Annotated in this window: 21 protein-coding genes and 1 other RNA gene; 13 read left to right on the top strand and 9 right to left on the bottom strand. The window is 50.2% G+C overall.

Going from position 1 to position 20,574, the window contains the following annotated elements:
- The coding region (locus tag H5U02_03710; GenBank protein ID MBC7341544.1) for a bifunctional DNA primase/polymerase at window positions 1-241 on the bottom strand (241 nt) is incomplete at its 3' end.
- A gap of 78 nt (window positions 242-319) precedes the next feature.
- Complete coding sequence (locus H5U02_03705) at window positions 320-514, bottom strand: helix-turn-helix domain-containing protein (GenBank protein ID MBC7341543.1); 195 nt, start codon at window positions 512-514, stop codon at window positions 320-322.
- Between the two features lie 221 nt (window positions 515-735).
- Here H5U02_03705 and H5U02_03700 point away from each other — a divergent pair, with 221 nt between their 5' ends.
- The 6 genes from H5U02_03700 to H5U02_03675 all read left to right on the top strand — a co-directional run bounded on the left by H5U02_03700 (window position 736) and on the right by H5U02_03675 (window position 6,186).
- Window positions 736-1,455: a hypothetical protein gene (locus H5U02_03700; protein ID MBC7341542.1), complete on the top strand. Its 720-nt coding sequence runs from the start codon at window positions 736-738 to the stop codon at window positions 1,453-1,455.
- A 515-nt stretch (window positions 1,456-1,970) separates the two neighbouring features.
- Window positions 1,971-3,053 carry a Nif3-like dinuclear metal center hexameric protein gene (locus tag H5U02_03695; GenBank protein MBC7341541.1) on the top strand — a complete coding sequence of 361 codons (1,083 nt, stop codon included), beginning with the start codon at window positions 1,971-1,973 and terminating at the stop codon, window positions 3,051-3,053.
- Window positions 3,054-3,059: 6 nt separating this feature from the next.
- Complete coding sequence (locus H5U02_03690; protein MBC7341540.1) at window positions 3,060-3,479, top strand: ribonuclease HI family protein; 420 nt, start codon at window positions 3,060-3,062, stop codon at window positions 3,477-3,479.
- A gap of 111 nt (window positions 3,480-3,590) precedes the next feature.
- An RNA gene (gene rnpB, locus H5U02_03685) (RNase P RNA component class A) lies at window positions 3,591-3,977 on the top strand.
- A 156-nt stretch (window positions 3,978-4,133) separates the two neighbouring features.
- Window positions 4,134-5,183: an alpha/beta fold hydrolase gene (locus H5U02_03680; protein MBC7341539.1), complete on the top strand. Its 1,050-nt coding sequence runs from the start codon at window positions 4,134-4,136 to the stop codon at window positions 5,181-5,183.
- A 211-nt stretch (window positions 5,184-5,394) separates the two neighbouring features.
- Window positions 5,395-6,186, top strand: a complete 792-nt coding sequence (locus H5U02_03675; GenBank protein MBC7341538.1) for a prolipoprotein diacylglyceryl transferase — start codon at window positions 5,395-5,397, stop codon at window positions 6,184-6,186.
- An 8-nt stretch (window positions 6,187-6,194) separates the two neighbouring features.
- On the opposite strand, the gene H5U02_03670 is transcribed toward H5U02_03675, so the two are convergent.
- Window positions 6,195-6,872 (bottom strand): DUF554 domain-containing protein, encoded by a 678-nt coding sequence (locus tag H5U02_03670; GenBank protein ID MBC7341537.1) that lies wholly within the window; start codon window positions 6,870-6,872, stop codon window positions 6,195-6,197.
- Between the two features lie 169 nt (window positions 6,873-7,041).
- Between H5U02_03670 and H5U02_03665 the strand changes: the two genes are divergently transcribed.
- The gene (locus H5U02_03665; protein ID MBC7341536.1) at window positions 7,042-7,797 is read left to right on the top strand and encodes an ABC transporter ATP-binding protein; all 756 of its coding nucleotides are present in this window, start codon (window positions 7,042-7,044) and stop codon (window positions 7,795-7,797) included.
- A gap of 32 nt (window positions 7,798-7,829) precedes the next feature.
- Window positions 7,830-9,065: a SufD family Fe-S cluster assembly protein gene (locus tag H5U02_03660; protein ID MBC7341535.1), complete on the top strand. Its 1,236-nt coding sequence runs from the start codon at window positions 7,830-7,832 to the stop codon at window positions 9,063-9,065.
- A 2-nt stretch (window positions 9,066-9,067) separates the two neighbouring features.
- Here the strand turns inward: H5U02_03660 and H5U02_03655 are convergent, their stop codons facing one another.
- The 6 genes from H5U02_03655 to H5U02_03630 all read right to left on the bottom strand — a co-directional run bounded on the left by H5U02_03655 (window position 9,068) and on the right by H5U02_03630 (window position 14,021).
- On the bottom strand, window positions 9,068-9,997 hold the full coding sequence (locus H5U02_03655; protein ID MBC7341534.1) for a DNA polymerase domain-containing protein: 930 nt from the start codon (window positions 9,995-9,997) through the stop codon (window positions 9,068-9,070).
- A gap of 16 nt (window positions 9,998-10,013) precedes the next feature.
- On the bottom strand, window positions 10,014-10,985 hold the full coding sequence (locus H5U02_03650; protein MBC7341533.1) for a hypothetical protein: 972 nt from the start codon (window positions 10,983-10,985) through the stop codon (window positions 10,014-10,016).
- A gap of 6 nt (window positions 10,986-10,991) precedes the next feature.
- The gene (locus tag H5U02_03645) at window positions 10,992-11,804 is read right to left on the bottom strand and encodes a Ku protein (protein MBC7341532.1); all 813 of its coding nucleotides are present in this window, start codon (window positions 11,802-11,804) and stop codon (window positions 10,992-10,994) included.
- 66 nt (window positions 11,805-11,870) lie between these two features.
- Window positions 11,871-13,193: a M20/M25/M40 family metallo-hydrolase gene (locus H5U02_03640; GenBank protein ID MBC7341531.1), complete on the bottom strand. Its 1,323-nt coding sequence runs from the start codon at window positions 13,191-13,193 to the stop codon at window positions 11,871-11,873.
- A 153-nt stretch (window positions 13,194-13,346) separates the two neighbouring features.
- A complete protein-coding gene (locus H5U02_03635; GenBank protein MBC7341530.1) occupies window positions 13,347-13,499 on the bottom strand; it encodes a DUF1540 domain-containing protein in 153 nt (50 codons plus the stop codon).
- 99 nt (window positions 13,500-13,598) lie between these two features.
- Window positions 13,599-14,021: a DUF2680 domain-containing protein gene (locus H5U02_03630; protein ID MBC7341529.1), complete on the bottom strand. Its 423-nt coding sequence runs from the start codon at window positions 14,019-14,021 to the stop codon at window positions 13,599-13,601.
- A gap of 261 nt (window positions 14,022-14,282) precedes the next feature.
- On the opposite strand from H5U02_03630, the gene H5U02_03625 reads away from it, so the two are divergent.
- The 5 genes from H5U02_03625 to H5U02_03605 all read left to right on the top strand — a co-directional run bounded on the left by H5U02_03625 (window position 14,283) and on the right by H5U02_03605 (window position 20,547).
- Complete coding sequence (locus H5U02_03625) at window positions 14,283-14,978, top strand: response regulator transcription factor (GenBank protein ID MBC7341528.1); 696 nt, start codon at window positions 14,283-14,285, stop codon at window positions 14,976-14,978.
- A gap of 21 nt (window positions 14,979-14,999) precedes the next feature.
- Window positions 15,000-16,541 carry a HAMP domain-containing protein gene (locus H5U02_03620; protein MBC7341527.1) on the top strand — a complete coding sequence of 514 codons (1,542 nt, stop codon included), beginning with the start codon at window positions 15,000-15,002 and terminating at the stop codon, window positions 16,539-16,541.
- A 79-nt stretch (window positions 16,542-16,620) separates the two neighbouring features.
- Complete coding sequence (locus tag H5U02_03615) at window positions 16,621-17,139, top strand: phosphatidylglycerophosphatase A (protein MBC7341526.1); 519 nt, start codon at window positions 16,621-16,623, stop codon at window positions 17,137-17,139.
- A gap of 102 nt (window positions 17,140-17,241) precedes the next feature.
- Entirely contained in the window at window positions 17,242-19,053 is a 1,812-nt protein-coding gene (locus H5U02_03610; GenBank protein MBC7341525.1) for a diguanylate cyclase, read from the top strand.
- Between the two features lie 258 nt (window positions 19,054-19,311).
- Window positions 19,312-20,547 (top strand): CoB--CoM heterodisulfide reductase iron-sulfur subunit A family protein, encoded by a 1,236-nt coding sequence (locus H5U02_03605; GenBank protein MBC7341524.1) that lies wholly within the window; start codon window positions 19,312-19,314, stop codon window positions 20,545-20,547.
- Window positions 20,548-20,574: the final 27 nt, after the last annotated feature.

Genomic DNA, 20,574 nt, shown 5'->3' with positions numbered 1-20,574 from the left:
CCTCCGCACCATCAACATCTAGGACTATTATGCCGGAAATAGCGCCGGTCACAATGGCTACATTGGCCTTGGGCCACCGCTTCCACCATGCGGCTATCTCCTGGGGTGCCGGCTTGCGATGTTGAAATTCCTGCCAGGGAATAAGGGGTTTCTTATCGCGACTGACAGGAATTACTGCAAAGCCTTGTCTCTGGTACTCGAAGGCTACTTGTGGTACACTTGCTTCAGAACTTATCTTCATAGTTTATTACCACCTCGGGTGTAAATTGTTTTTGGGCCTCTTCCTCCTTCCGCCTAGGTGGTTTTTTTCTGCCGGATTTCAGCTTTCGAGGAAACGCCGCAGGCTCTCGCGCGCAACCAACAAACGTTTCCCCAATTTTTTTCCAACCCGATGTGCGAGGGCATAAGCCTGATGCCTTGGAATACCCAAGGCTCTTTGCAAATCCTCAATCGTAAGAACGAGTGGTACTTCTCCCCAATCAAACGCCCTCACTTTTTCTACAGGCACGGCCATTTTCTTTTACCTCCCCCTTTTGTTTTGTTCTCTAAATCAATGATATTCGTTCGTGCTACGCAAGACAACACCTAGATGGCTCTTTTTCGTTTCCAGATACGCTACCTGTAATTTGTTGCATATAAATTTTTAGCAATCTGTGCTTGACAATGCCCGTAATAAGAGGGATACTTTGCATGGAGCACTTGGCAAAAATTTAGTATCACGGAAGAGGGTTTTTGATGCTGGTTGTTGACCAACGGCTTCCGGCAAAGATAATCTGCCCGCGTGCCTATGAGTTCACCAGTGAAGAAAAGGGCTACTTCGGTTCTGCAACAATCCAGGCCATGCTTCGGTATGATGCAGTCATCCTGCTTGACATTTCCCGGCCTCCGGTCCAGCCGGAAGTAAGGGGCTTGGCCTCCCGCTTTGCCGGGCTCAAGAAAGAAAGGCAGATTGACGCATTCGCCAGGGCCAACGGGCTTTTGGGGGTCTCGGTCCCTCCGGGCCAGGATATGGGTAATTGGCGCTATGACAGGGATACCCTCTTTGAACCGCTGGATTTGTGGCAGTATTTCATAGATGCCGTTCGCCGCCAGATGGTGCTTTACTGCCAGCTTGCGGAAGGCAGGATAGCGCCCCCCGACAGCGACAGGCAGGCCATGATGCTGGCAACCTATCTCAAGCGCGGGCTTCAGGACGGCATCAGGTTGGACTTCGTTGCCACCGATAAACCACCTGGGCTTGTGGAGACCAGGGCAACGCCCTACCTGCTTGCGGCTGTCCTTTACGATTTGTGGCAGATAATAGCCGACTCCCGTCCGGTTATCCAATGCCGCTTTTGTGGGGTTCCCTTTGAGAGATTCGGCAGAAGGATATTCTGTAGCACCGCCTGCAAGTTGGCTTGGCACCGCCGAAACAAGAAAAATCAGGCTCTCCAGGTTCCGAGTATGATGCAATAGCGGATGCAGTAGCACCCAAAATAGGCCAAATTGACGGGTATTCAGTTGAAAGTTGGAATCGCTAGAAGCTAATAGAATCAAGCCATTTGGCATGGAGCGGAAAGCAATGAAAAAGCTGCCATGAGCCTTACAAGCAGGGGGTCAGTAGTTCGAATCTACTATCGCCCACCATGGATTGAAAAGGCTTCCTGGGAGCGTTTGTGCTGGTCTTTTCCTCCCTGCGGGGAGGAATTTTCTTTCTGTAATAACGTGCCACTTACCCTTCGCAGGTTGTTCTCACTGCCAAATTATCAAAACAGTCTTGATTAATTAGCTTTAAAGGATTTGCTTGAGGGAACTAGAAATATGATACTGCTACAAATTCCAAAACCTGTTGGAAAACGTTAGGCTTGGCAAGGGATAAATGGTGAGGGCCGGGAGATAGTAAAGGTTGATGATTAATTCAACCTGACGAAAGGGGTATAGGGTTGGCCAGGGAAATCACTTGTAATGTAGTGCTCAGTTTGTTGGAGGAAATGGCTCCCTTTGCCTGGGCAGAAGAGTGGGACAACGTTGGTCTTCAGATTGGCAATGCCGAGTCCAGTGTGGATGCAATACTTGTAACGCTTAATGTCGATTTTGCTTCCATAAATGAGGCTCGCAAAAGAGGCGCCAACCTTATTGTAGCTCATCACCCGGTGATCTTCCGCCCGCTGCGCAGACTTCAGTATGATCGTCCGATAGGTAAAGTGATTCGTGAGCTAGTCAGCCATAGGATGAACGTTATAGTAGCCCATACCAATCTCGATTTTGCCCCTCAAGGTGTAAATTATCAGTTAGGCCAGCTCCTAGGTTTACAAGGGATGCAGGTCTTGGATGTACGTGGGCGTGATGAATATTACAAACTGGTAGTCTTTGTGCCCCGGGGCTACGAGGATGTAGTTAGGGAAGCCATGGGTAAGGTGGGAGCGGGCTGGATAGGGAACTATTCCTTCTGTACCTTTCAGAGCGCAGGGACGGGGACTTTCATGCCGCTGGAAGGTTCTAATCCTTTTCAAGGGGAAATCGGTCAGTTGGAAAAGACGGACGAATTACGGCTGGAGACTATAGTTCCCAAAAGAAAATCACAGACTGTCGTTGAAGCCATGCTTAAGGCTCACCCTTACGAAGAAGTAGCTTATGACTTGTATCCCCTTGCCAATGAGGGGATGCCATGGGGGTTGGGTATGATTGGCAACCTTCCCGAACCCATTTCTCTGAGTGATTTGGTTGATCAAGTTAAGGAGCGCTACCTAGTACCCACAGTAAGGGTAGTGGGGGATCTAGATCTCAGGGTGAAGCGAGTTGCCGTCTGTGGGGGTTCGGGAGGTACTGTAGTTGACAGCGCGGTGGCTAAGGGTGCCGATGTGCTAATTACGGGAGACATCAAGTATCATGAGGCCTTGGATGCTGACGCTCAAGGGTTGGCGGTTATAGATGCTGGACATCAGGCTACGGAAGAACCTGTAGTCCCAGCGGTGGCTGACTATTTACGTCGCTACTTCCGAGACATTAACATGGATGTTCCGGTTTTCACCTTTGTCGGCCACACCAACGCCGATCCCGTACGGACTGTCTAAGCAGCAATGGAGCAAGTTAGGATCTTTAGCGATGGTGCCTCACGTGGCAACCCGGGTCCTACCGGTATCGGTTTTGTGATTGTTAGCCCCGAAGGAGAGACTCTGGCCGAGGTAAAACAGTACCTAGGAATTAGTACCAACAACTCGGCTGAATACACAGCGCTAATTCGGGCTTTGGAAACAGCATTGGACCTGGGGGCCAGGAAAGTTGAAATTTTCTCCGATAGCGAGCTGTTGGTGCGCCAGGTTTTAGGCCAATACCAGGTAAGAAGTCCGGTTTTACAGCCTCTACATAATCGTATCCTTTCCCTCAGCAAACGGTTTAGCGAATTCCGAATACAGCACGTGCCTCGAGGCAAAAACAAGAGGGCAGATGAACTAGCCAATTTAGCCATTGAAGTTGCCCTCAAGGGTAGCCACCAATGAATAGAGTGAATAGGAATTGGGGAGGTCGGGCAGGTATTATTGGCTGGTTAACGTCATTTGCAACTTAGTAGGGGACGTGTTAAACTAGTAGGGAAACTGGTAAGGATATGATGAGCAAACCGAGTGGTCGCGGGGGTACCGATTTGATCATCGGTGCGCCTGAGGAAAGTCCGAGCTCCATAGGGCAAGGTGCTGGGTAACGCCCAGTGGGGGTGACCCCAAGGAGAGTGCCACAGAAACATACCGCCTGATTCGGTCGACGTTGGCGTAGTGGCGCCGGATCCGAGTCATAGGCAAGGGTGAAAAGGTGAGGTAAGAGCTCACCAGCGGCGCGAGTAATCCGCCGGCTAGGCAAACCCCACCTGGAGCAAGACCAAATAGGGGAACCATAGAGTGGCCCGCTCTGTTCCCGGGTTGGTCGCTTGAGGTGTCAGGCAACTGGCACCCTAGATAGATGATCACTCACGACAGAACTCGGCTTACAGGTTTGCTCGCTCTGCGAAAGGCGGTAGACGCTTTGGTCTACCGCCTTTTAACGTTTGTTCTGCATTTAGAGGATAATTGCTTTGTACAGAGAATAGTAGAATGGAAAGTGACTGGAATAGGAGAATCCGAAGCAATGTCAACCTGATGTTTTAGGAGGTATCATCGTCCATGGGGACGACAATAACGGAGATAACTGAATTTTATAACCAACTTGAGGCGATACCTTTTCGTCCTCGGTTCCTGCCAGGAGCCGTTGCTACTTCCATCTGGGGGTTACCCGATGTCCCATCCATGTTTTTTGATACTTCCCCTAGGACTGTAGGTAAGCTCTACCGGTATCCGCCGCCATTTGTCCCAGTAAAGTTTACCTCTGATGATGGCACTCCCTTGGCGGGCTTAATGGCTCTGCAACCTGACCAACCTCGACCAGGGGTAGTCATAGTCCACGGCCTATTTGCCAGTAAGAATGCTCTTTATGTGAAAAAGCCAGCTTTAAAAGCTTATCGAGAATGGGGTTTTAATGTTATTGTTCCTGACCTACGTGTGTTTGGGGAAAGTCGGTACCTTTCTGGTGCCCAAAGCACAGGGAGCTGGAGGGAAGGCCAAGACGTATTAGCTGCCGCCGAAATCCTTGCCGATGTCATTAACGCCCCTCCGGCTGTAATGGGTTTTAGCATGGGGGCAGCCTCAGTTCTGCAGGCTGCTGCCCAGGCTCGGGCTGGCCAAATCGCTGGAACCTTGGCAGTAAGCCCTTATTCCGACTTGCGGCGACAGGTAGCCTATATATCGAGGCGTCCCAAGCCATGGGAGGGGTACTCTTCGGTCTATCCTGTGTTCAGTTTGCTTTTGAGGCGGAAACGAAAGGATATGGGGTTACCGAAGGGAATCGATACTTTTGCGGCCCTTTTAGAGCAAGTAAGCGCTCTCTATTACCATATGACTAGCCATGAGCTCTATCAGCTAGGAAGTCCTGGGCAAGTTGTTAAAAGAATTCAAGTGCCAACGTTGATAATTCACGGCAAGGATGACCCCATTATACCGGTTGTGGAAGCTGAAGAACTGGCGCGAAACGCTGTAAATAACCCTTGGGTAAAAACCATGATTATGCCTAAAGGTGGTCACTGTGCTTTCGATATTGTAGAGCCAAGTTGGACATGGTCTGTTTACCAGCGCTTTCTCTTATTTGTTACCGGATACCGAACAAAAGCTCAGTCGTAACCTACTTAGCTTAAGGACAGGAAAAAGTAACTCAGGTAGTCTTGATTTCCCAAGGGCGCAGGCTCAGTTCTAGCTCTTGTTCCAAAACCCGAGACCCAGAGGTTATGGGAAGAGGCTGCTCGAGGGGGTTTAGCTTATCTCGAGTTTTAAATTTCCGGGCTATGGGTGATATAATAGTAACCAACCTAAGTCCTGGACGAGGAGGAAGCGCATGGTCCTTGATCTCAATCCAATTGCATTTCACATTGGGCCTATAGCAGTGCGATGGTACGGACTCTTTATGGGGATCTCAATTCTGATTGGCGCTTATTACTTTTATACCGAAGCGCAGCGGCGGGGGCTCGATGAGGACTTTGTCCTAAATACTATTATCCTGGCCGTACTCGGTGGCGTGGTGGGGGCAAGGCTGATGTTTGTGGTGGCCAACGACCCACAGTGGTTTTGGCAAGACCCGGCCCAGATTCTAATGGTTTGGGAAGGTGGGCTAGCCTGGCATGGAGCATTGCTTGGTGGCCTCGCTTTAGGAGGGGGTTATGTACTTTACCGAGGGCAAGGAATAAACCGGTTGGCTGATTTCAGCGTACCGGGCCTGACCATTGGTTATGCCCTGGTGCGGGTGGGCAACATCTTTAACCAAGAAGTCTTGGGGCGACCGATGGCTTTAGGATGGGGCTTCGATCGGTGGCCAGCCCAGGTGGTTGGTTCGGCAATTGGCCTTATCTTGCTGGTCCGTTACTTTTACCTTAGGGCTAAGAACCCACCGCCCGGATATCAGTTTTGGTCATTTATTTTTTACCATCAATTGTTACGAGGGCTAGTAGAAGAGACTATACGCGAAAACCCTTTGGTGATTTGGGGCTATGTAAACGTTAAATGGGGAGTGGGATTCTTCACTTTGGCGCAGATAGCAACTCCCTTAGTAATGATTTTGGCCTACGTATTAATGCGCTACAGCCTGAGACACGGCCAGCTCGGTTCTTTCAATTCCTGGCAGCACTATTGATAGCTCGGCTATTTCCATAAGCTTGCCAGTAAAGCAGCAAATATTACTGCTGGAAGGAGGTTCCCCAATCGCACTTTGGTAATGCCCAACAGATTAAGAGCAATGCCTACAATTAACAATCCCCCGGTGGCGGTCAATTCGGTTATAGCAGCTGGGCTTAGAAAGTTTCCGATTAACTTGGCGGCCAAGGTGATGCTGCCTTGATAGACAAAGACTGGAGCCGCAGAAAACACCACACCGACTCCCATAGTGGAAGCGAAAACTACAGCGACGATGGCATCCATCAGTGATTTCGCATAGAGGATCTTAGGATATCCAGTTAAACCGTCCTCTATTGAGCCCATAATAGCCATGGCGCCTACACAAAAAACTAAGCTAGCGCTTACAAATGCTCGGGCCAAGTTCCCGTCAGATGCAGCGATCTTGGTTTCAACTTGTTGGGCCATTCGGTTGAGCCAGCCCTCTATGTTCATTAGCTCGCCGACTACAGCCCCCAAAGCGATGCTGACTACTACAATCAGCGGATTCCTAGTTTCCAGCGCCATTTGTAGCCCTACTAGAGCAATAGCCAGGGCCAATCCGTGGGTTAAGGTGCTGCGCATGTTTTCAGAGATTCCTTTTTTAAAGGTTACTCCGATTAACCCTCCAGCTATGATAGCAGCGGCGTTTACTATAGTACCGGTCATGATTAGGCTATTTCCTTTCCTGGGCGAGATGCGAATGACAAGCATGATTATATCACAGCCCTTGGAAAGAACTATTCTCTGAAGGAGAAAGAGAACTAGTAGCGAAAAGAGGCAATGTTATAATATATAAGGACTAGGTCATTTACCGCTAGAAATGCGAGGGAAGCCTATGCTTGAGGTTAAAAACCTTTCTGTGCGAGTAGGAGGGCGCACTATTCTCCACGATGTCAACCTAGAAATAGCCCCAGGGGAGGTCCATGTGCTCTTTGGGCCCAATGGTTCGGGCAAGTCCACATTACTGTCCACTATCATGGGCTTTTCCGGGTACGAGGTGGTACAAGGTCAGATTATCTTTAATGGACAGGATATTACTTTCTTGCCAGTGGATCAGCGATCCCAACTGGGGATTGGCCTTCTCTTTCAGCGTCCTCCTACGGTCCGAGGCGTAACCACCCGCCAAATTGTGCAGATCGCCGGTAAGGGCCAGGCGGATGTAGAAGGTCTTGCCCATAGCTTAAAACTTGAAGATTTTCTGGACCGTGACGTCAACCATGGTTTTTCTGGAGGGGAAATTAAACGATCTGAGCTACTGCAACTGTTGGCACAAGATCCTTCCTTAGTTTTACTTGACGAACCTGAATCAGGTGTGGATATTGAGAACATTGCTCTCATTGGTAATGCCATTGCGGGGCTCCTGGAGCGCCGTCCGGAGTTGTCGAGTGGCAAAACTCCCCGCGAAGCTCGGCGCCAGCGGCGCAAATCCGGCCTAGTTATCACCCATACGGGATACATTCTCGATTATATAACCGCGGATGTGGGTCACGTGATGTATGACGGCCACTTATCTTGTAGCGGCAATCCTAGAGAGCTGTTAAATTGCATTCAAAGTGTCGGCTACGAAGAGTGCGTTAGATGCATAGTATAAGGATCCTGCAACTTACAGGGGAGAGTGAATCTATGGGCGAGCCAAGTAGGCTAGATAGAATTGAGGACATCAAAGCGCGAAACGCTTTGAGCAAAAAAGCAGCATTTGGGAAAGACATTGATTTTAGCCAGTACCGAGAAAAGGCCAAGGACCACGATTATCCAAAGAGTCTAGCCGATCTTAGCCCCGAGGACAAGGAGCAAATGCTTCGGGTGGGGGTAGATGTTGAAGAGAACGAACGTGCTGGCACCTTTGTGCAAATGGACCACTCGGTAATCCATTGTGGGGCAACCCAAGAGGGAATAGAATTGCTGAGTACCAGCGAGGCGCGGGAACGCTATCCCTGGCTGTCCGATTATTGGTGGAAAGCCTTGGCTGTTGATGCCGATAAATACACGGCTCGAGCTGAACTACATCAGGAACATGGTTACTTCATTCGAGCTTTACCAGGAGTAAAGGCTATCTTTCCTTTGCAGGCTTGCCTTTACATTGGGCAGGAAGGTCTGGAACAGGATGTTCATAACATAGTCATTGCTGAGGAAGGTTCGGAACTCCACATTATTAGCGGTTGTGCCACTGGCGCCCATGTAACCTCGGGTTTGCATATTGGGGTATCGGAGTTCTACGTTAAAAAGGGAGCCAGAGTCACTTTCACCATGATCCACAACTGGGGTGAACAGGTAGCTGTCCGCCCTCGAACTGGAACCATCGTTGAAGAAGGCGGGATATTCCTTTCTAACTACGTGTCCATGAATCCAGTTCGAGACCTGCAAATGTATCCCACCACCTATCTTAAGGGTCCGGGAGCTATAGCCAGGTACCATACCATTGTAGTGGCACCTGAAGGGTCCAATCTAGATGTAGGTTCGAGGGTAGTATTGCAAGCGCCAGATACTCGGGCTGAGATCATTGCCCGTACTCTAACTACTGGTGGCACCATAATCAACCGGGGTTGTTTGGTAGGCGAGACTCCAGGAGTGAAAGCCCACCTTGAATGCCGGGGGTTGATGCTAGGGGACAAGGGGATTATTCAGGCTATTCCCGAGCTCTTAGCTAAGGCGCCGAACTTAGATCTGTCCCATGAGGCTGCCGTCGGCAAAATTGCTCCGGAAGAGATCGAGTACCTTATGGCCCGGGGCCTAAGCGAGGAGCAAGCTACAGCCGTAATAGTCCGTGGCTTCCTGAATGTTCAGATAACTGGTTTGCCTTCACATTTGCAGGCTCAAATTGATCGGGCTATCGCTTCCAGCCAGGAAAAGGGGCTTTAGGTTTACCCAAGCGCGGTTTGTTTGGGCAGTTGCAAAAGGGGGGCGAGGTTTTGCTCGGCTCCCTTTTCCAATAAGTGGTTAAAAAGCTGCCACCGCCGTGGTACTTGGTGACGAAAGTTGCCTAGGTTAAAATCACTTGGGACAAATTGGCCCTCCACAATTTCTCTCCATTCTACAGGAACGGAGATAGGCGCCCCCGGTAAGGGTCGGACGCTATAGACGCTGGCAATGGTCTTACCTCGTACGTTTTGGAGATAGTCGAAATAAACCTTGGCGCCTCGCTTTTTAACTGCTCTCTCTAGCGTGCAATATTGGCTATTTTTAGCTACTACTAGCTCGCCCAAGCGCCGTAAGGCTTGTCGAACTTGGGTATAGGTATACCGCTCTGCAAGCGGGATGTAGACATGCAATCCGGTAGCACCAGAGGTCTTGGGGTATCCAACGATGCCTAGTTCGTCGAGGGTAGCCTTGAGGGTGCGGGCAACCACCAGGACTTCTCCAAAACCAACCGTTGCTGATGGGTCAAGGTCAATCACGGCAAAAGAGGGGTGGTCGGGGCGCTGGCAGGTAGATAGCCAGGGGTGCATTTCCATACAACCCTGATTAACGATCCAGATGAGGCTTGGCAGGTCTGGAGCTAAGCAAAAGTGGACGAGTTTTTTTGCGCCCGATGGTCCCGTAGTTGCTATTCCTAGTCGTGGCAACCACTCGGGGGCATAATCAGGGCATTCTTTTTGGTAAAAGTACTTACCTTCGATTCCCTCGGGGTGCCGTTTGAGAACTAAAGGGCGGTCGCGAAGGTGAGGGAGTAAGTGGGGAGCTACCTCCAAATAGTACTGAATCAAGTGAGCTTTGGTGTAACCTTCGTTGGGCCAGTACACTTTATCTAGATTAGTCAATTCTAAAGTTCGGTTGCCAATTTGAACTAGCATTAATACTTTCCCTCCCTCAGACTTGACATTTGCCGGGATCCTGGTTGGGAAAGCCAATAATGACCGGCGACCTGAGTTTGAGGTCGCTCGTCCATTCCAGGAACTCAATTAATACAACTATAGGCGGGTCAATCCAATGGGCTTGCAAGCCAGGAAAACGAGGCGGTCGTGTCCAAGGGCTGGTTTTTGTCTGCAAATGAGGGAGTAGCTGTCCCAGTTCCTGGCGCTGTTTCTCGGTAAGACCAGTTCCGGCTCGCCCTAAATATAGCAATTGTTTCCCATGATAAGCGGCCAGAACTAGTGAGCTCAATAACTGGTTGCGGGTTAAATAACCTACGACTAGGCAAAGCTGCCGGCGGCGGTTTTTTATCTTCAACCAATGCCTAGTCTTCTTGCCTGGCAAGTAAGGGCTGGACTTGTTTTTCGCCACTACTCCTTCCAGGTGGTGTTCGCGCACTGCGGCAAACAAGCTTGGCCCGTTGGCGAAGTTTTCAATGATGATGATATTATCTGGGGTCTCGTTTTTATCTGCCCATTTCGATGTTTTGTCAACTCGCAGTGCTTTTTGCAGTATTTCCTGTCGGCTTTCTAATGGTTGTGGGGTGAGGAGCTTTCCCTTCCAAGACAAGATGTCAAAGACGATGTAAGTGATTGGCCATCGCGGGAATACTCCAGTGGTAATGTGGGGCCTGCTGACTAAATCTCGTTCAAGAACTCTGGGAAAACTGGGGTGACCGTTTGAGTCTAGGACCACTATCTCTCCGTCCAAAACAGCCTCGGTTCCGCGCAATCTTGCTGGCAAGGATCGTAGCTCGGGGTAGTGCTGGGTACGATCATGGCCTTTGCGGTTCTGAAGCCAGATTTCTTTTCCTTCTACCCAAGCGATAATCCGAACTCCATCCCACTTAACCTGGAAGAAATGATCTTTGCTCTCAAATATATGAGAATGGGAAAGCGGCTCCATGGGTATGATTGGGGCTGTCAGCACAAAAGATTAGGCCTCCCTTTGGCGCCGTTGTCTTTTAGGTTTTTGCTTTCGCTTTTCAGCCTCTTCAATGCTTGCCTTCAGGGCCTCCATGAGATCAACAACTTTAGCTTGCCGGGCCGGAGGGGGCATGCTTATTTCTTGCCCAGCTATTTTTTGCCGGATCAAGTTGAGAAGGTTTTCCCGATAGGTATCGTGATATTCCTCAGGCTTAAAATCGCCAGACAACGCTGCTACTAGTGTTTCTGCCATCTTAATTTCTCGGTCGTCCAGCTGAACCTCAAAGTTCAGCTCCGGTAGGAGATCTATCGACCTTATTTCGTCAGCGTAGAGTAAGCTCTCCATCAACAGGCAAGACTGATATACGCGTAAGGCTGCTAGCGATTCCCGGTTGCGCAAGGCGACTTTGGCTAGAGCGATTTTACCGGTGCGACGCATTACGTGGAGTAAGAGGGCATAGCCCTTTTGACCGCCTTCATTAGGGGTTAAGTAATAAGGCCAAGAAAAATAGATGGGATCGATCTGATTCAAAGCAACGAACTGGATTAGATCGATATTTCCGGTAGGTGCTGGTTGGGCTTGCTCCCATTCCTCATCGCTTACAAGCACGTATCTCTCCTTTTGGTATTCATAGCCCCGGCTGATTTCTTGGGGTTCTACTTCTCGATTACATATGGGGCATACCCGAGAATAACGGATTGGCGAACCGCATTCCCGGTGGATTAAGTGGAACTTGACATCTTTATTTTCGGTGGCTGGGTATAGTTTTACCGGTATGTTCACCAGCCCAAAGCTGATAGAACCCTTCCATAAACTGCGCAAGTTTGAGTCCCCCGCTCGCACGATTGTTGCTTTTAGTGTTTGCTCGGGAGCGGGAACGCATGTAGTCTACTTAAGGTAATTATGTGCCAGTGTTACCAGCCACCTAGCCATCAACCTTACGCTAGATATATCAATGCGCTCATTTTTTCCGTGAACAGTGGAGCGGAGTTCCGGAGGGAAGTCGGGAGTCATGACGGCAATGCCGTAGGCGGGTATGTTTGCCCTCCTCAGAAACCGGGAATCGGTCCCCCCAGCCGATATCCAGGGAACGCAACGGACTCTCGAAGTCCACCGACGAGCGGATTGCTCGACTACATCGGTTATGGTTTGAGCCAGCAACCGAAAATATGGTGAATCGGAAGGAGAGATGGTCGGGGCTTGGAAATTGGGGATATTGAATTCCACGCTTTTTCCTAGGAGCTTATCCAGCACATCTGTAACATAATCCTGACTCTGCCCTGGTAGTACTCGGATATCTACCTCGGCCGTACAATGATCGGGAACAATATTTGCCTTTAGTCCACCATTGATGACGTTTGGGGAAATAGTCATTTGAGTCAGGGCTCTGATGTCTTCCCGTAAGTTACGGTCTGGAAGTGAATCTAGGATCTTAGAAAGCATCTCTTGGGGATGCCGACTCTCAAAACCGAGTTCATGAGCCAATTCCTTGAGTAAGGATAGAACCTCCGGTATAATGACTGATTGCGGCTGATAGTCAGCTAGGCGGGCTAGGGCACGAGCCATTTTCACCACCGCGTTTTCTCCCAGAGAGGGCACCGAGCCATGACACGAGATTCCTCTAGCAGTAAGTTTGGCTTGAGCCATTCCTTTTTCACCGATTTGAATGAAATAGAGGGGGCAATCATTCAGGATTACGGGTTCTTCTGCCCCTTCGTTAATGGCGAAATCAACTTGAAATAGTTCTGGATGATTGGCGATTAGAAACTCTACCCCTAGTTTTCCTCCCCGTTCCTCGTCGGCAGCTGCAATGAAGGTCAGCCTACCGTTAAGACTGCTCTGATGATGCAACTGAATCAGGGCCCAAGCCTCTGCCGCCACCAGGCTTTTGCAATCTAGGGCACCCCGGCCTAAAACCATCCCTGATTTGATTTCTCCCCCAAAAGGGTCAAAGTCCCATCCATCCCCCGGGGGGACCACATCGGTGTGGGAGAGAAACAGCAGCGCTTTTTCTCCGCTTCCCAGCGTGGCTACGAAGCTAGCCCGGCCTGGTTCGGGCTCGATGATTTGGTTGGGTATACCTTGAGAATCAAACAAATCCTTCAGGTAACAAGCCACGCTGGTTTCTTGACCAGGAGGGTTGGTAGTATTGATGCGGATGAGTTCAGCAAGGATGGATTCCGGGGATAGCCCAACGGCTGATCCGCTCATATCTATACCTCCTCGGGTGGGCAATCAAACTCTATGTACCAGTTGGCGCTTCATTAAACATTATACATGCTATAGCCGAGAATAGTTATCCCTTAAAAAAGCAGGTCCAGCTCTAAGAGGCTGGACCATTTGCTGAACTAGTACCCAGTGATCTTATCGTACTTTGAAGGTCTCGCAGGCAGTATGATCTGAGGTGGTTGCTTTGACAACATTCGCCACGTTTCTAACTTCTATGCTGGCCGCTTTGCATACCCTCATATCATTATGGACACATTCTTCTACTTGACAGCTTACTCCTTGAGGCATAATCAACCCCCTTTCCGATTCTATTTTCCCGCCTTGCCTTTTCTTTATTCTTAAGGCAGACAAATGCCCGGAAAGGGGGTAGTTACTAGTTTTTGAATCTTAGCTGACAGAATTGGAGCCACTGGGCGCAGGCGTTTGGGCGTATGGGCAGTAGCCTCCGTAGCCACGCTTGGCCCAGCCATGGCGCCCAAATCCACCTAACCCAGGTATGCCGAGTTGGCTACGATTCTTGTAGCGGTATTCTACCTGCTGTTTGGCCCAATCGCCTTGGGCCTTAGTTATAGCCCCGAATTCCACATATTTATCGATTATCTTTTTTTGGACATCTAAAATCTGCTGTTGCAGATCTTGGATCTGCTGTTGTTGATCCGGAGTTAGAGTGAACCAGGTTGGTGGTGGTGCTGATGCCTGAGCGCCTGCCGACGAATTGGAGGAGCTGTTATTGGTTGCCGCAAAAGCTGCGGGTACCAGTAGACCTGCAATTAGAACCGCTACTACCACGGCCAAAGCTCTTTTTGACATGCTTAACCTCCCTTTCGATTATGGCTTTCTGGGCGTTGCCCATGGGCCGGAGATGCTCGCATATATTTTTTATAGAACCTTTCTTTTTGCCCTCCCTCTTGAGCCCATATTTCTCCGACCGACACCATCAGTTTAACCATTATATGGGACAGAAATGAGGCCATCAAATGAACAAATTGTGAACTTCTTTGATGCCCCAGTTGGGTTTAGCGGTCTGGTCCGTTAAAATAGGTGCAGAGACGTAGGAGGAGAGAAGAATTCATGGAAAACCTCACCATCCTGGTAGCTGATGATGACGAACATGTCTTGGAACTTCTGAGCTTGTATCTTGGCCGGGAAGGATTTACTGTGCTATTGGCCAGAAGGGGAGATGAGGCTTTACAGTTGGCGCAAACTGATAAACCTGCCCTTATCATCTTAGACATTATGATGCCAGGCATGGATGGCTGGGAGGTGTGCAGGGAGTTGCGCAAGCAATCCCAGGTACCGGTCATCATGTTAAGCGCCCGCGATGAGGATATGGACAAGATCCTAGGATTAGAATTGGGTGCCGATGATTATGTCGCTAAGCCTTTTAACCCCCGGGAAGTGGTAGCCCGGGTTAAGGCGGTGCTTCGCCGGACTACCTTGCCCAGAGCAGAGTCAAAGCCTCTTCGGTATCCTGGGCTGAGCATTGATCTAGATCAGCGGGAAGTCCGGGTTGATGGCCGCTTAGTGGCTCTTACTCCCAAGGAAATGGAAATGCTGTGGGTTCTCGCTTCTAACCCAGGGCGGGTCTATAGTCGAGAGCAGTTGCTGGAACAAGTATGGGGTTACGAATACTTTGGCGATACCAGAACCGTAGACACCCATGTAAAACGCCTGCGCAAGAAGCTGGGGACTGGCCTTAAACATCCATGGGAGATTAAGACCGTGTGGGGTACCGGATATAAGTTCGAGGTGGAAAAAGAAAAGTGATAAGGTGGCGCAGTAGCGCATATGCGTTGGCTTAACCGGAGCATCCTGACCAAATTAATGGCTACACATATGGTAGTCCTTCTGGCTGCCCTGTCTGGAATAGGGGTGTTGTCCACCCACTTTACCAAAAACTACTTAATTGGGGCCAAGGAGAATGAGCTAGTTAGTCACGGATACCAGCTGTCCAGGTATGCGGCCTCGTATTTCCTGGGCGCGCTGACGTCAGAGGAACTAGTGCACACCCTTGATGTTGCCAATGCTTTTGTTGGTGCTGAGGTGTGGATAGTAGACAGTGATGGCTTGGTAACTAGCCTTAGCCGAGGCGGCGGCCGACTCTCGCTTGGGCCAAGGCGGATGGGACCTGGTAACGGTCACCGCATGGGCCAAATGCAGCGCGGCGTCAAATTGCCGCCGGCTATGGTTGCTCAAGTATTGCAGGGGCAAGTAGTCAAAACTGTGGGTAACAACCCATACTTTGATCAGCCTATGGTATCAGTTGCGGTTCCGGTTATAGTCAGTAATCCCAGTGGGGACCAAGGTACTTCGCCGATTTTAGGGGCAGTATTCCTGCATGCGCCGGTAGTTGGATTAGTAGAGGTGCTCTCTCAATTGCGGCAATATCTTTTAATCTCCCTTCTGCTTGGTTTAGTTGTTGCTGGAGTTCTTTCTTACCTGTTCTGGTGTGTGCTATTTCAACCGTTACGAGAGCTCCGGGAGGCAGCTCTGGCAGTGGCCAATGGCAGGTACGATACCCGCGTCCACATCACTACCGGAGACGAAATCCAGAAACTAGGGGAAGCCTTTAACTACTTGGCTGGTGAAGTGGGCAGGCTTGAAAGCCTCAGGCGCCAATTTGTGGCTGATGTGTCCCATGAGCTTCGCACTCCCCTAACAGCGATTCGGGGTTACAATGAGGCGATAGCCGATGGCACAGCCCCAGACCCAGCTACCCGGGCAAAGTACCATCAAATCATTCGCGAAGAAGTAGAGAGACTAGAGAGATTGGTAGGCGACCTGTTGGAGCTGAGTCGGCTGCAAAGCGGCCATATTCCGCTGGCTCGGGAGGCTGTGGACCTTCGCGAGCTGGCTGAGGGTGCGGCCTTCCGCCTTCGGCCCGAGTTTGACAAGAAAGACATCAAGTTGATAACCACGTTTCCACCGGAGTTGGAGGCAGAGGGCCTTATAGTCTGGGCTGACGGCGATCGCATAATGCAAGTTTTGCTTATTTTCCTTAGCAACGCCTTGAAGTTTACTCCCCCTGGTGGCCAAGTCACTTTGGCGGTACAGAGGGTGGGTACAGGACAGCAGAATCAGGTGAAGGTTTCGGTCATTGATACTGGCCCCGGCATAAGTCCAGAAGATCAGGACCGGATTTGGGAGCGTTTCTATAAGGTGGATAAAGCTCGTACTCCAGGAACTGGAGGTACAGGGCTGGGATTAGCAATCGCCAAGCGAATCATAGAAATCCACGGCGGAATCGTGGGGGTAACGAGTGAGCTGGGCCGAGGGGCTTGTTTCTTTTTCATTCTGCCTGGCAGCAAGCAGTGCCCGCTCGATTCCTGATCCCGGTAGTGGCAATACGGGGCGAATAGCTATACAATGAATGTAGACAAGCCACTAAGGCCTGGGAGGTGGAGAGTACATGGGTGCGGTCCCAGCGCAAAGAATATGTGAGCCACTGAAGGAGAGCGCACTGGGCTGGCTCAATCGCCGAGGGGTCAAGCTAGCTGATATCGCGGAGCTGGTTTACGAAATTCAGCAACGATATATTCCCAATTTAAAGATTGAGGATTGTATCGATAGCGTGGAGCGGGTATTAGAGAAGCGTGAGGTTCAGAATGCCGTTTTCACCGGCCTCACTCTGGATGAACTAGCAGAAAGAGGTTTGATTCCTGATCCTCTCCTGGAAATGCTTCGTAATGATGATGGGTTATACGGGATCGATGAGATTTTGGCGCTAAGTGTGGTCAACATTTACGGTTCCATTGGTCTTACCAACTTTGGCTATCTAGACAAAGTTAAGCTAGGGATCCTGGGTAAAATCAATGAGAAAAAGGGTGCTCAAGTGAATACTTTTCTAGATGATATCGTAGCTTCCATCGCAGCTGCAGCGGCAGCAAGGTTGGCCCATCGGGCGCGAGACCAACAGCAGGATGTTTGAAATTTATGGCGAATATTTTGGGGATGAACGAGTGAATGAGGGGGCAGCGGGTATATGGCCACCCAGGTCCCAGCTACAGCAACATCTCCCAAGAGGTACTCAGTGGGCCCGACTCTCGCCCTGACTTTATTGCTGGCGCTTTTGCTGGTTATTGTCAGGTGGGCCAATGGGTGGCTTTATTTTCGCTTTGATGGCTATACTTGGCAAGTTACTCACCAGCTTCTGGAGATTGGTGCTTTTGGATTAGAGGCGGCGACCTTGGTTGCCTTTTACTACGGTCTTGGGCAGCGTCCACACTTGATTGTCGGTTTGCTGGCAGTTGTCTGGGGTATAGTAACCGCTTTAAATCTGGCCCACATTTTGTTGCTTCATGGCTGGACTTCCTCGGCAGGATATTTGTGCTTAGGTCTAGGGTTAGCGGCGGCCGGGATCGTTGGTTTTAAGGAGCCTAGAGAGATTGACTCCCGCATGTGGCAGGGTGGTACCATAATAGCTACGCTGGCAGTCTTGGTTCTAACTGCCATACTACCTTCTTCACTTTCTCTTTTCATAGAGGCATCGTACATAATTCCGGCAATTCTGGTTATTGGCGCTGGGGCATGGCTGGCTCTTTCCAAAAAAAAGTCCGGTGGTTACTATCCCATGGCCTGGGGAGCGTTGGTTATTCCCTTTGCTTGGGTAGCCATGGTCAAGCTGGCTGTAGGGGGAGATGCCTTTGCCCTCCTTGGACACCTTTACCAGATTATCGGCGGTTACTTTTTTTTGCAGGGAGCTTTGGAGTTAGGCTGGTATCAGCCCCAGCAGCAGTTGCGACAGAAGCTTGAGCAGGCAGAAAGAAACGCAGAAACCAATGCTTGGTTGTTTCGGCAAGCCCAACGTCAAGGGGAGGAGATGGAAAAGGCATTTGCCCAAATCGGCAAGCTGTTTGAAGATGTGGGCCTTTCCACCCAAATGGGTGATGTGGTCAAGGAATCAACCAACTATATGACCGAAGCCCTGGAAGCGGATATAGTTACTATTTTCTTGGTTACTAAAGACGGAATTTCGCTAGAGCTGGCGCCGGGAATGCCGGTTCTTGCTGGCGGCAAGAAGAAGTATGCGTTGTTACCTGAACTCAGGAAACTGCTTGTAGAAGGTGAACCCTTTCAGATTGTTGATTTGCAATCCGATCGGTTACGGGACCAATTGCCCTTACCTCCTGAGGCTGGCTCTTTGCGATCCCTGGTGGTATTGCCTTTAACTGTCCAAAATCGGGTTTTGGGAGTTGCTTTGGCCGGGTTTCTGCAACCGGCTAAACCGTTGTCCTCAGAGCGCTTACAGGTTGCACGCTTGGTTGCCCAACAAGCGGCCCTGGCAGTTGATAATAGCCGGGTGTACCAAGAAATCAGGGAAATGGCCTTGACCGATACGCTTACCGGCCTGGCAAACCGTCGCCGCTTTGATGCCGCCTTGGAAAATGAGCTTGAGAGAGCTCACCGTTTTAATCGGCCGTTAAGTTTGTTAATGCTTGATCTTGACTACTTCAAGAAATTTAACGATACTTACGGACACCTGGCAGGGGACCAAGTTCTGACCAGGGTAGGTGAGGTACTGCGGCGCAATTTGCGCAGCGTTGACCTTCCGGCTCGCTATGGCGGAGAAGAATTTGTAGTCATCCTTCCAGAAACCGGAATGGTGGGTGCGGCGGCTACAGCTGAACGCATTCGGGAGGCAATGGAGCGCGAAAACTTTACTGTCGGACCAGGGCGCCTCGAACAGGTTACGGTAAGCATTGGTGGCGTGACTTACTTGCCTTTGAAGCGAACAGTTGGAGGCAAGCCGGATGGACCCACCCTGGTCAGGGCCGCTGATCGGGCGCTTTATAGCGCTAAACAATCAGGAAGAAACCGGGTAAATATGGACCTCATTAGCTAGCCCTATGGGCGGGGGATGGCGTAGTCATTTAGGGCTACCGGCTCTAGTCCGGAGGAGTAGGCAGGCGTTTGTCAAAATAGTTATTTGGGTGCTAGTATTCTGAGTTAAGCCAATGTACCATAAAGATAGTAATGTCTTTCACTATCTCTAGCCAATTGTTCTTGAGAGTAACCCAGGGAGGTAGCTTTGTGGCCAAACGTGAAGTTGGGAACTTGTGGGGATGAAATACACCAACTCTATGCCCGGGAGGTTGAAAGCTTGATTAAAGACAAGGTGCTGGTCATAGGTGGAGGCATAGCCGGCATGAGTTCCGCGGTAGAATTAGCCCGTAGCGGCTTTTATGTTTACTTGGTTGATAAAGCCGAAACTCTGGGCGGAAAGGCTCTAGATTATTGTTGCAAGGCGACTGAGAATTGCAGCCGTTGCGGCGTGTGTTTAGTCCCCAAAAAAGCAATCGAAACCAGAACCCAGCCTCGAGTTACGGTGTATAATTCTGCCTCAGTGGCAAGAATAATCGGAGAAGTAGGTAACTTTACGGTTTATCTAACCCGTCATCTTCCGCCGATTGACCCCCATAAGTGCATAGCCTGCGGCGAATGCGCCAGGGGTTGTCCTAGCCAGGCAATAGAAACGAGCGTGACTGCGGGCAGCAAGCCAACTTATACGCTAGCTCGGAACCGTTGCCAGTTATACCACGGTGAACCTTGTAGCCTTTGCGTTGATTCTTGCCCGGTTGGGGCATTAAGTTTCAGCCGGCAGCCCGAAACAATGGTCCTAAATGTTGGAGCGATAATAGCTGCCACTGGTTTTTCCCATTACGATCTTCGCCAAGGGGGAGGTTGGGGTTACCAGCGGTTTACCAATGTCCTTTCTGGTAAGGATGCTGAATCGCTTATCCGACGTACCGGTACCCTCCGCTTAGCCAATGGTGGCATCCCTCAAAAGGTGGCGTTCATTCAATGCGTTGGTTCCAGAAATGCCCAAAGTAACCGGGGGTATTGTTCCCAGGTTTGCTGTAAATACGCCCTGCGGATTGCCAGGCTACTTAAAAGCCAGAATCAGGAAGTAGAAATTACTATTTTTCATATGGATATCCAATCGGCTGGCAAGGCATTTTGGGAACTGTACCAAGAGTGTCGCGAGAGCATGGCCTTCGTTCACGGGCTACCAATGGAAATTTTCCGCGGTGACAACGGTAAGCTACTAGTTCGCTATGAAGATATTGCCAAAGGCCAGCTTGCCCACACTGCTTTTGATCTCATTATTTTATCTACTGGTATTCTACCTGGAGAAGGAAATGTTGAGCTGGCTAGGATGTTAGGCATCAGCTTAGATCGCTACGGTTTCTTTGCCGGCCGATCCCAGGACGCATGTGTTACCAACCGCCGGGGAGTGTTCATAGCTGGTGCTTGCCAAGGACCCAAGGATATAGCTGGGTCGTTAGCTCAAGGCTTGGAAGCAGCAGGGAAGGTAAAAGCAGCGCTTTGCAGTTAGGTCTAGCCTGAGCATCTGGTCAGGTTA

This window comes from Clostridia bacterium, from assembly GCA_014360065.1.
In the GTDB taxonomy this organism is placed as follows: Bacteria; Bacillota; DSM-521; order Neomoorellales; family JACIYF01; genus JACIYF01.
This window is presented reverse-complemented; position numbering and strand designations above follow the sequence as displayed.

Bases quoted from the DNA above. Each gene is read 5' to 3' on its own strand.
- H5U02_03705 (MBC7341543.1), bottom strand. From the start codon at position 514: ATGGCCGTGCCTGTAGAAAAAGTGAGGGCGTTTGATTGGGGAGAAGTA.
- H5U02_03700 (MBC7341542.1), top strand. From the start codon at position 736: ATGCTGGTTGTTGACCAACGGCTTCCGGCAAAGATAATCTGCCCGCGT.
- H5U02_03695 (MBC7341541.1), top strand. From the start codon at position 1,971: ATGGCTCCCTTTGCCTGGGCAGAAGAGTGGGACAACGTTGGTCTTCAG.
- H5U02_03690 (MBC7341540.1), top strand. From the start codon at position 3,060: ATGGAGCAAGTTAGGATCTTTAGCGATGGTGCCTCACGTGGCAACCCG.
- H5U02_03680 (MBC7341539.1), top strand. From the start codon at position 4,134: ATGGGGACGACAATAACGGAGATAACTGAATTTTATAACCAACTTGAG.
- H5U02_03675 (MBC7341538.1), top strand. From the start codon at position 5,395: ATGGTCCTTGATCTCAATCCAATTGCATTTCACATTGGGCCTATAGCA.
- H5U02_03670 (MBC7341537.1), bottom strand. From the start codon at position 6,872: ATGACCGGTACTATAGTAAACGCCGCTGCTATCATAGCTGGAGGGTTA.
- H5U02_03665 (MBC7341536.1), top strand. From the start codon at position 7,042: ATGCTTGAGGTTAAAAACCTTTCTGTGCGAGTAGGAGGGCGCACTATT.
- H5U02_03660 (MBC7341535.1), top strand. From the start codon at position 7,830: ATGGGCGAGCCAAGTAGGCTAGATAGAATTGAGGACATCAAAGCGCGA.
- H5U02_03655 (MBC7341534.1), bottom strand. From the start codon at position 9,997: ATGCTAGTTCAAATTGGCAACCGAACTTTAGAATTGACTAATCTAGAT.
- H5U02_03640 (MBC7341531.1), bottom strand. From the start codon at position 13,193: ATGAGCGGATCAGCCGTTGGGCTATCCCCGGAATCCATCCTTGCTGAA.
- H5U02_03635 (MBC7341530.1), bottom strand. From the start codon at position 13,499: ATGCCTCAAGGAGTAAGCTGTCAAGTAGAAGAATGTGTCCATAATGAT.
- H5U02_03630 (MBC7341529.1), bottom strand. From the start codon at position 14,021: ATGTCAAAAAGAGCTTTGGCCGTGGTAGTAGCGGTTCTAATTGCAGGT.
- H5U02_03625 (MBC7341528.1), top strand. From the start codon at position 14,283: ATGGAAAACCTCACCATCCTGGTAGCTGATGATGACGAACATGTCTTG.
- H5U02_03620 (MBC7341527.1), top strand. From the start codon at position 15,000: ATGCGTTGGCTTAACCGGAGCATCCTGACCAAATTAATGGCTACACAT.
- H5U02_03615 (MBC7341526.1), top strand. From the start codon at position 16,621: ATGGGTGCGGTCCCAGCGCAAAGAATATGTGAGCCACTGAAGGAGAGC.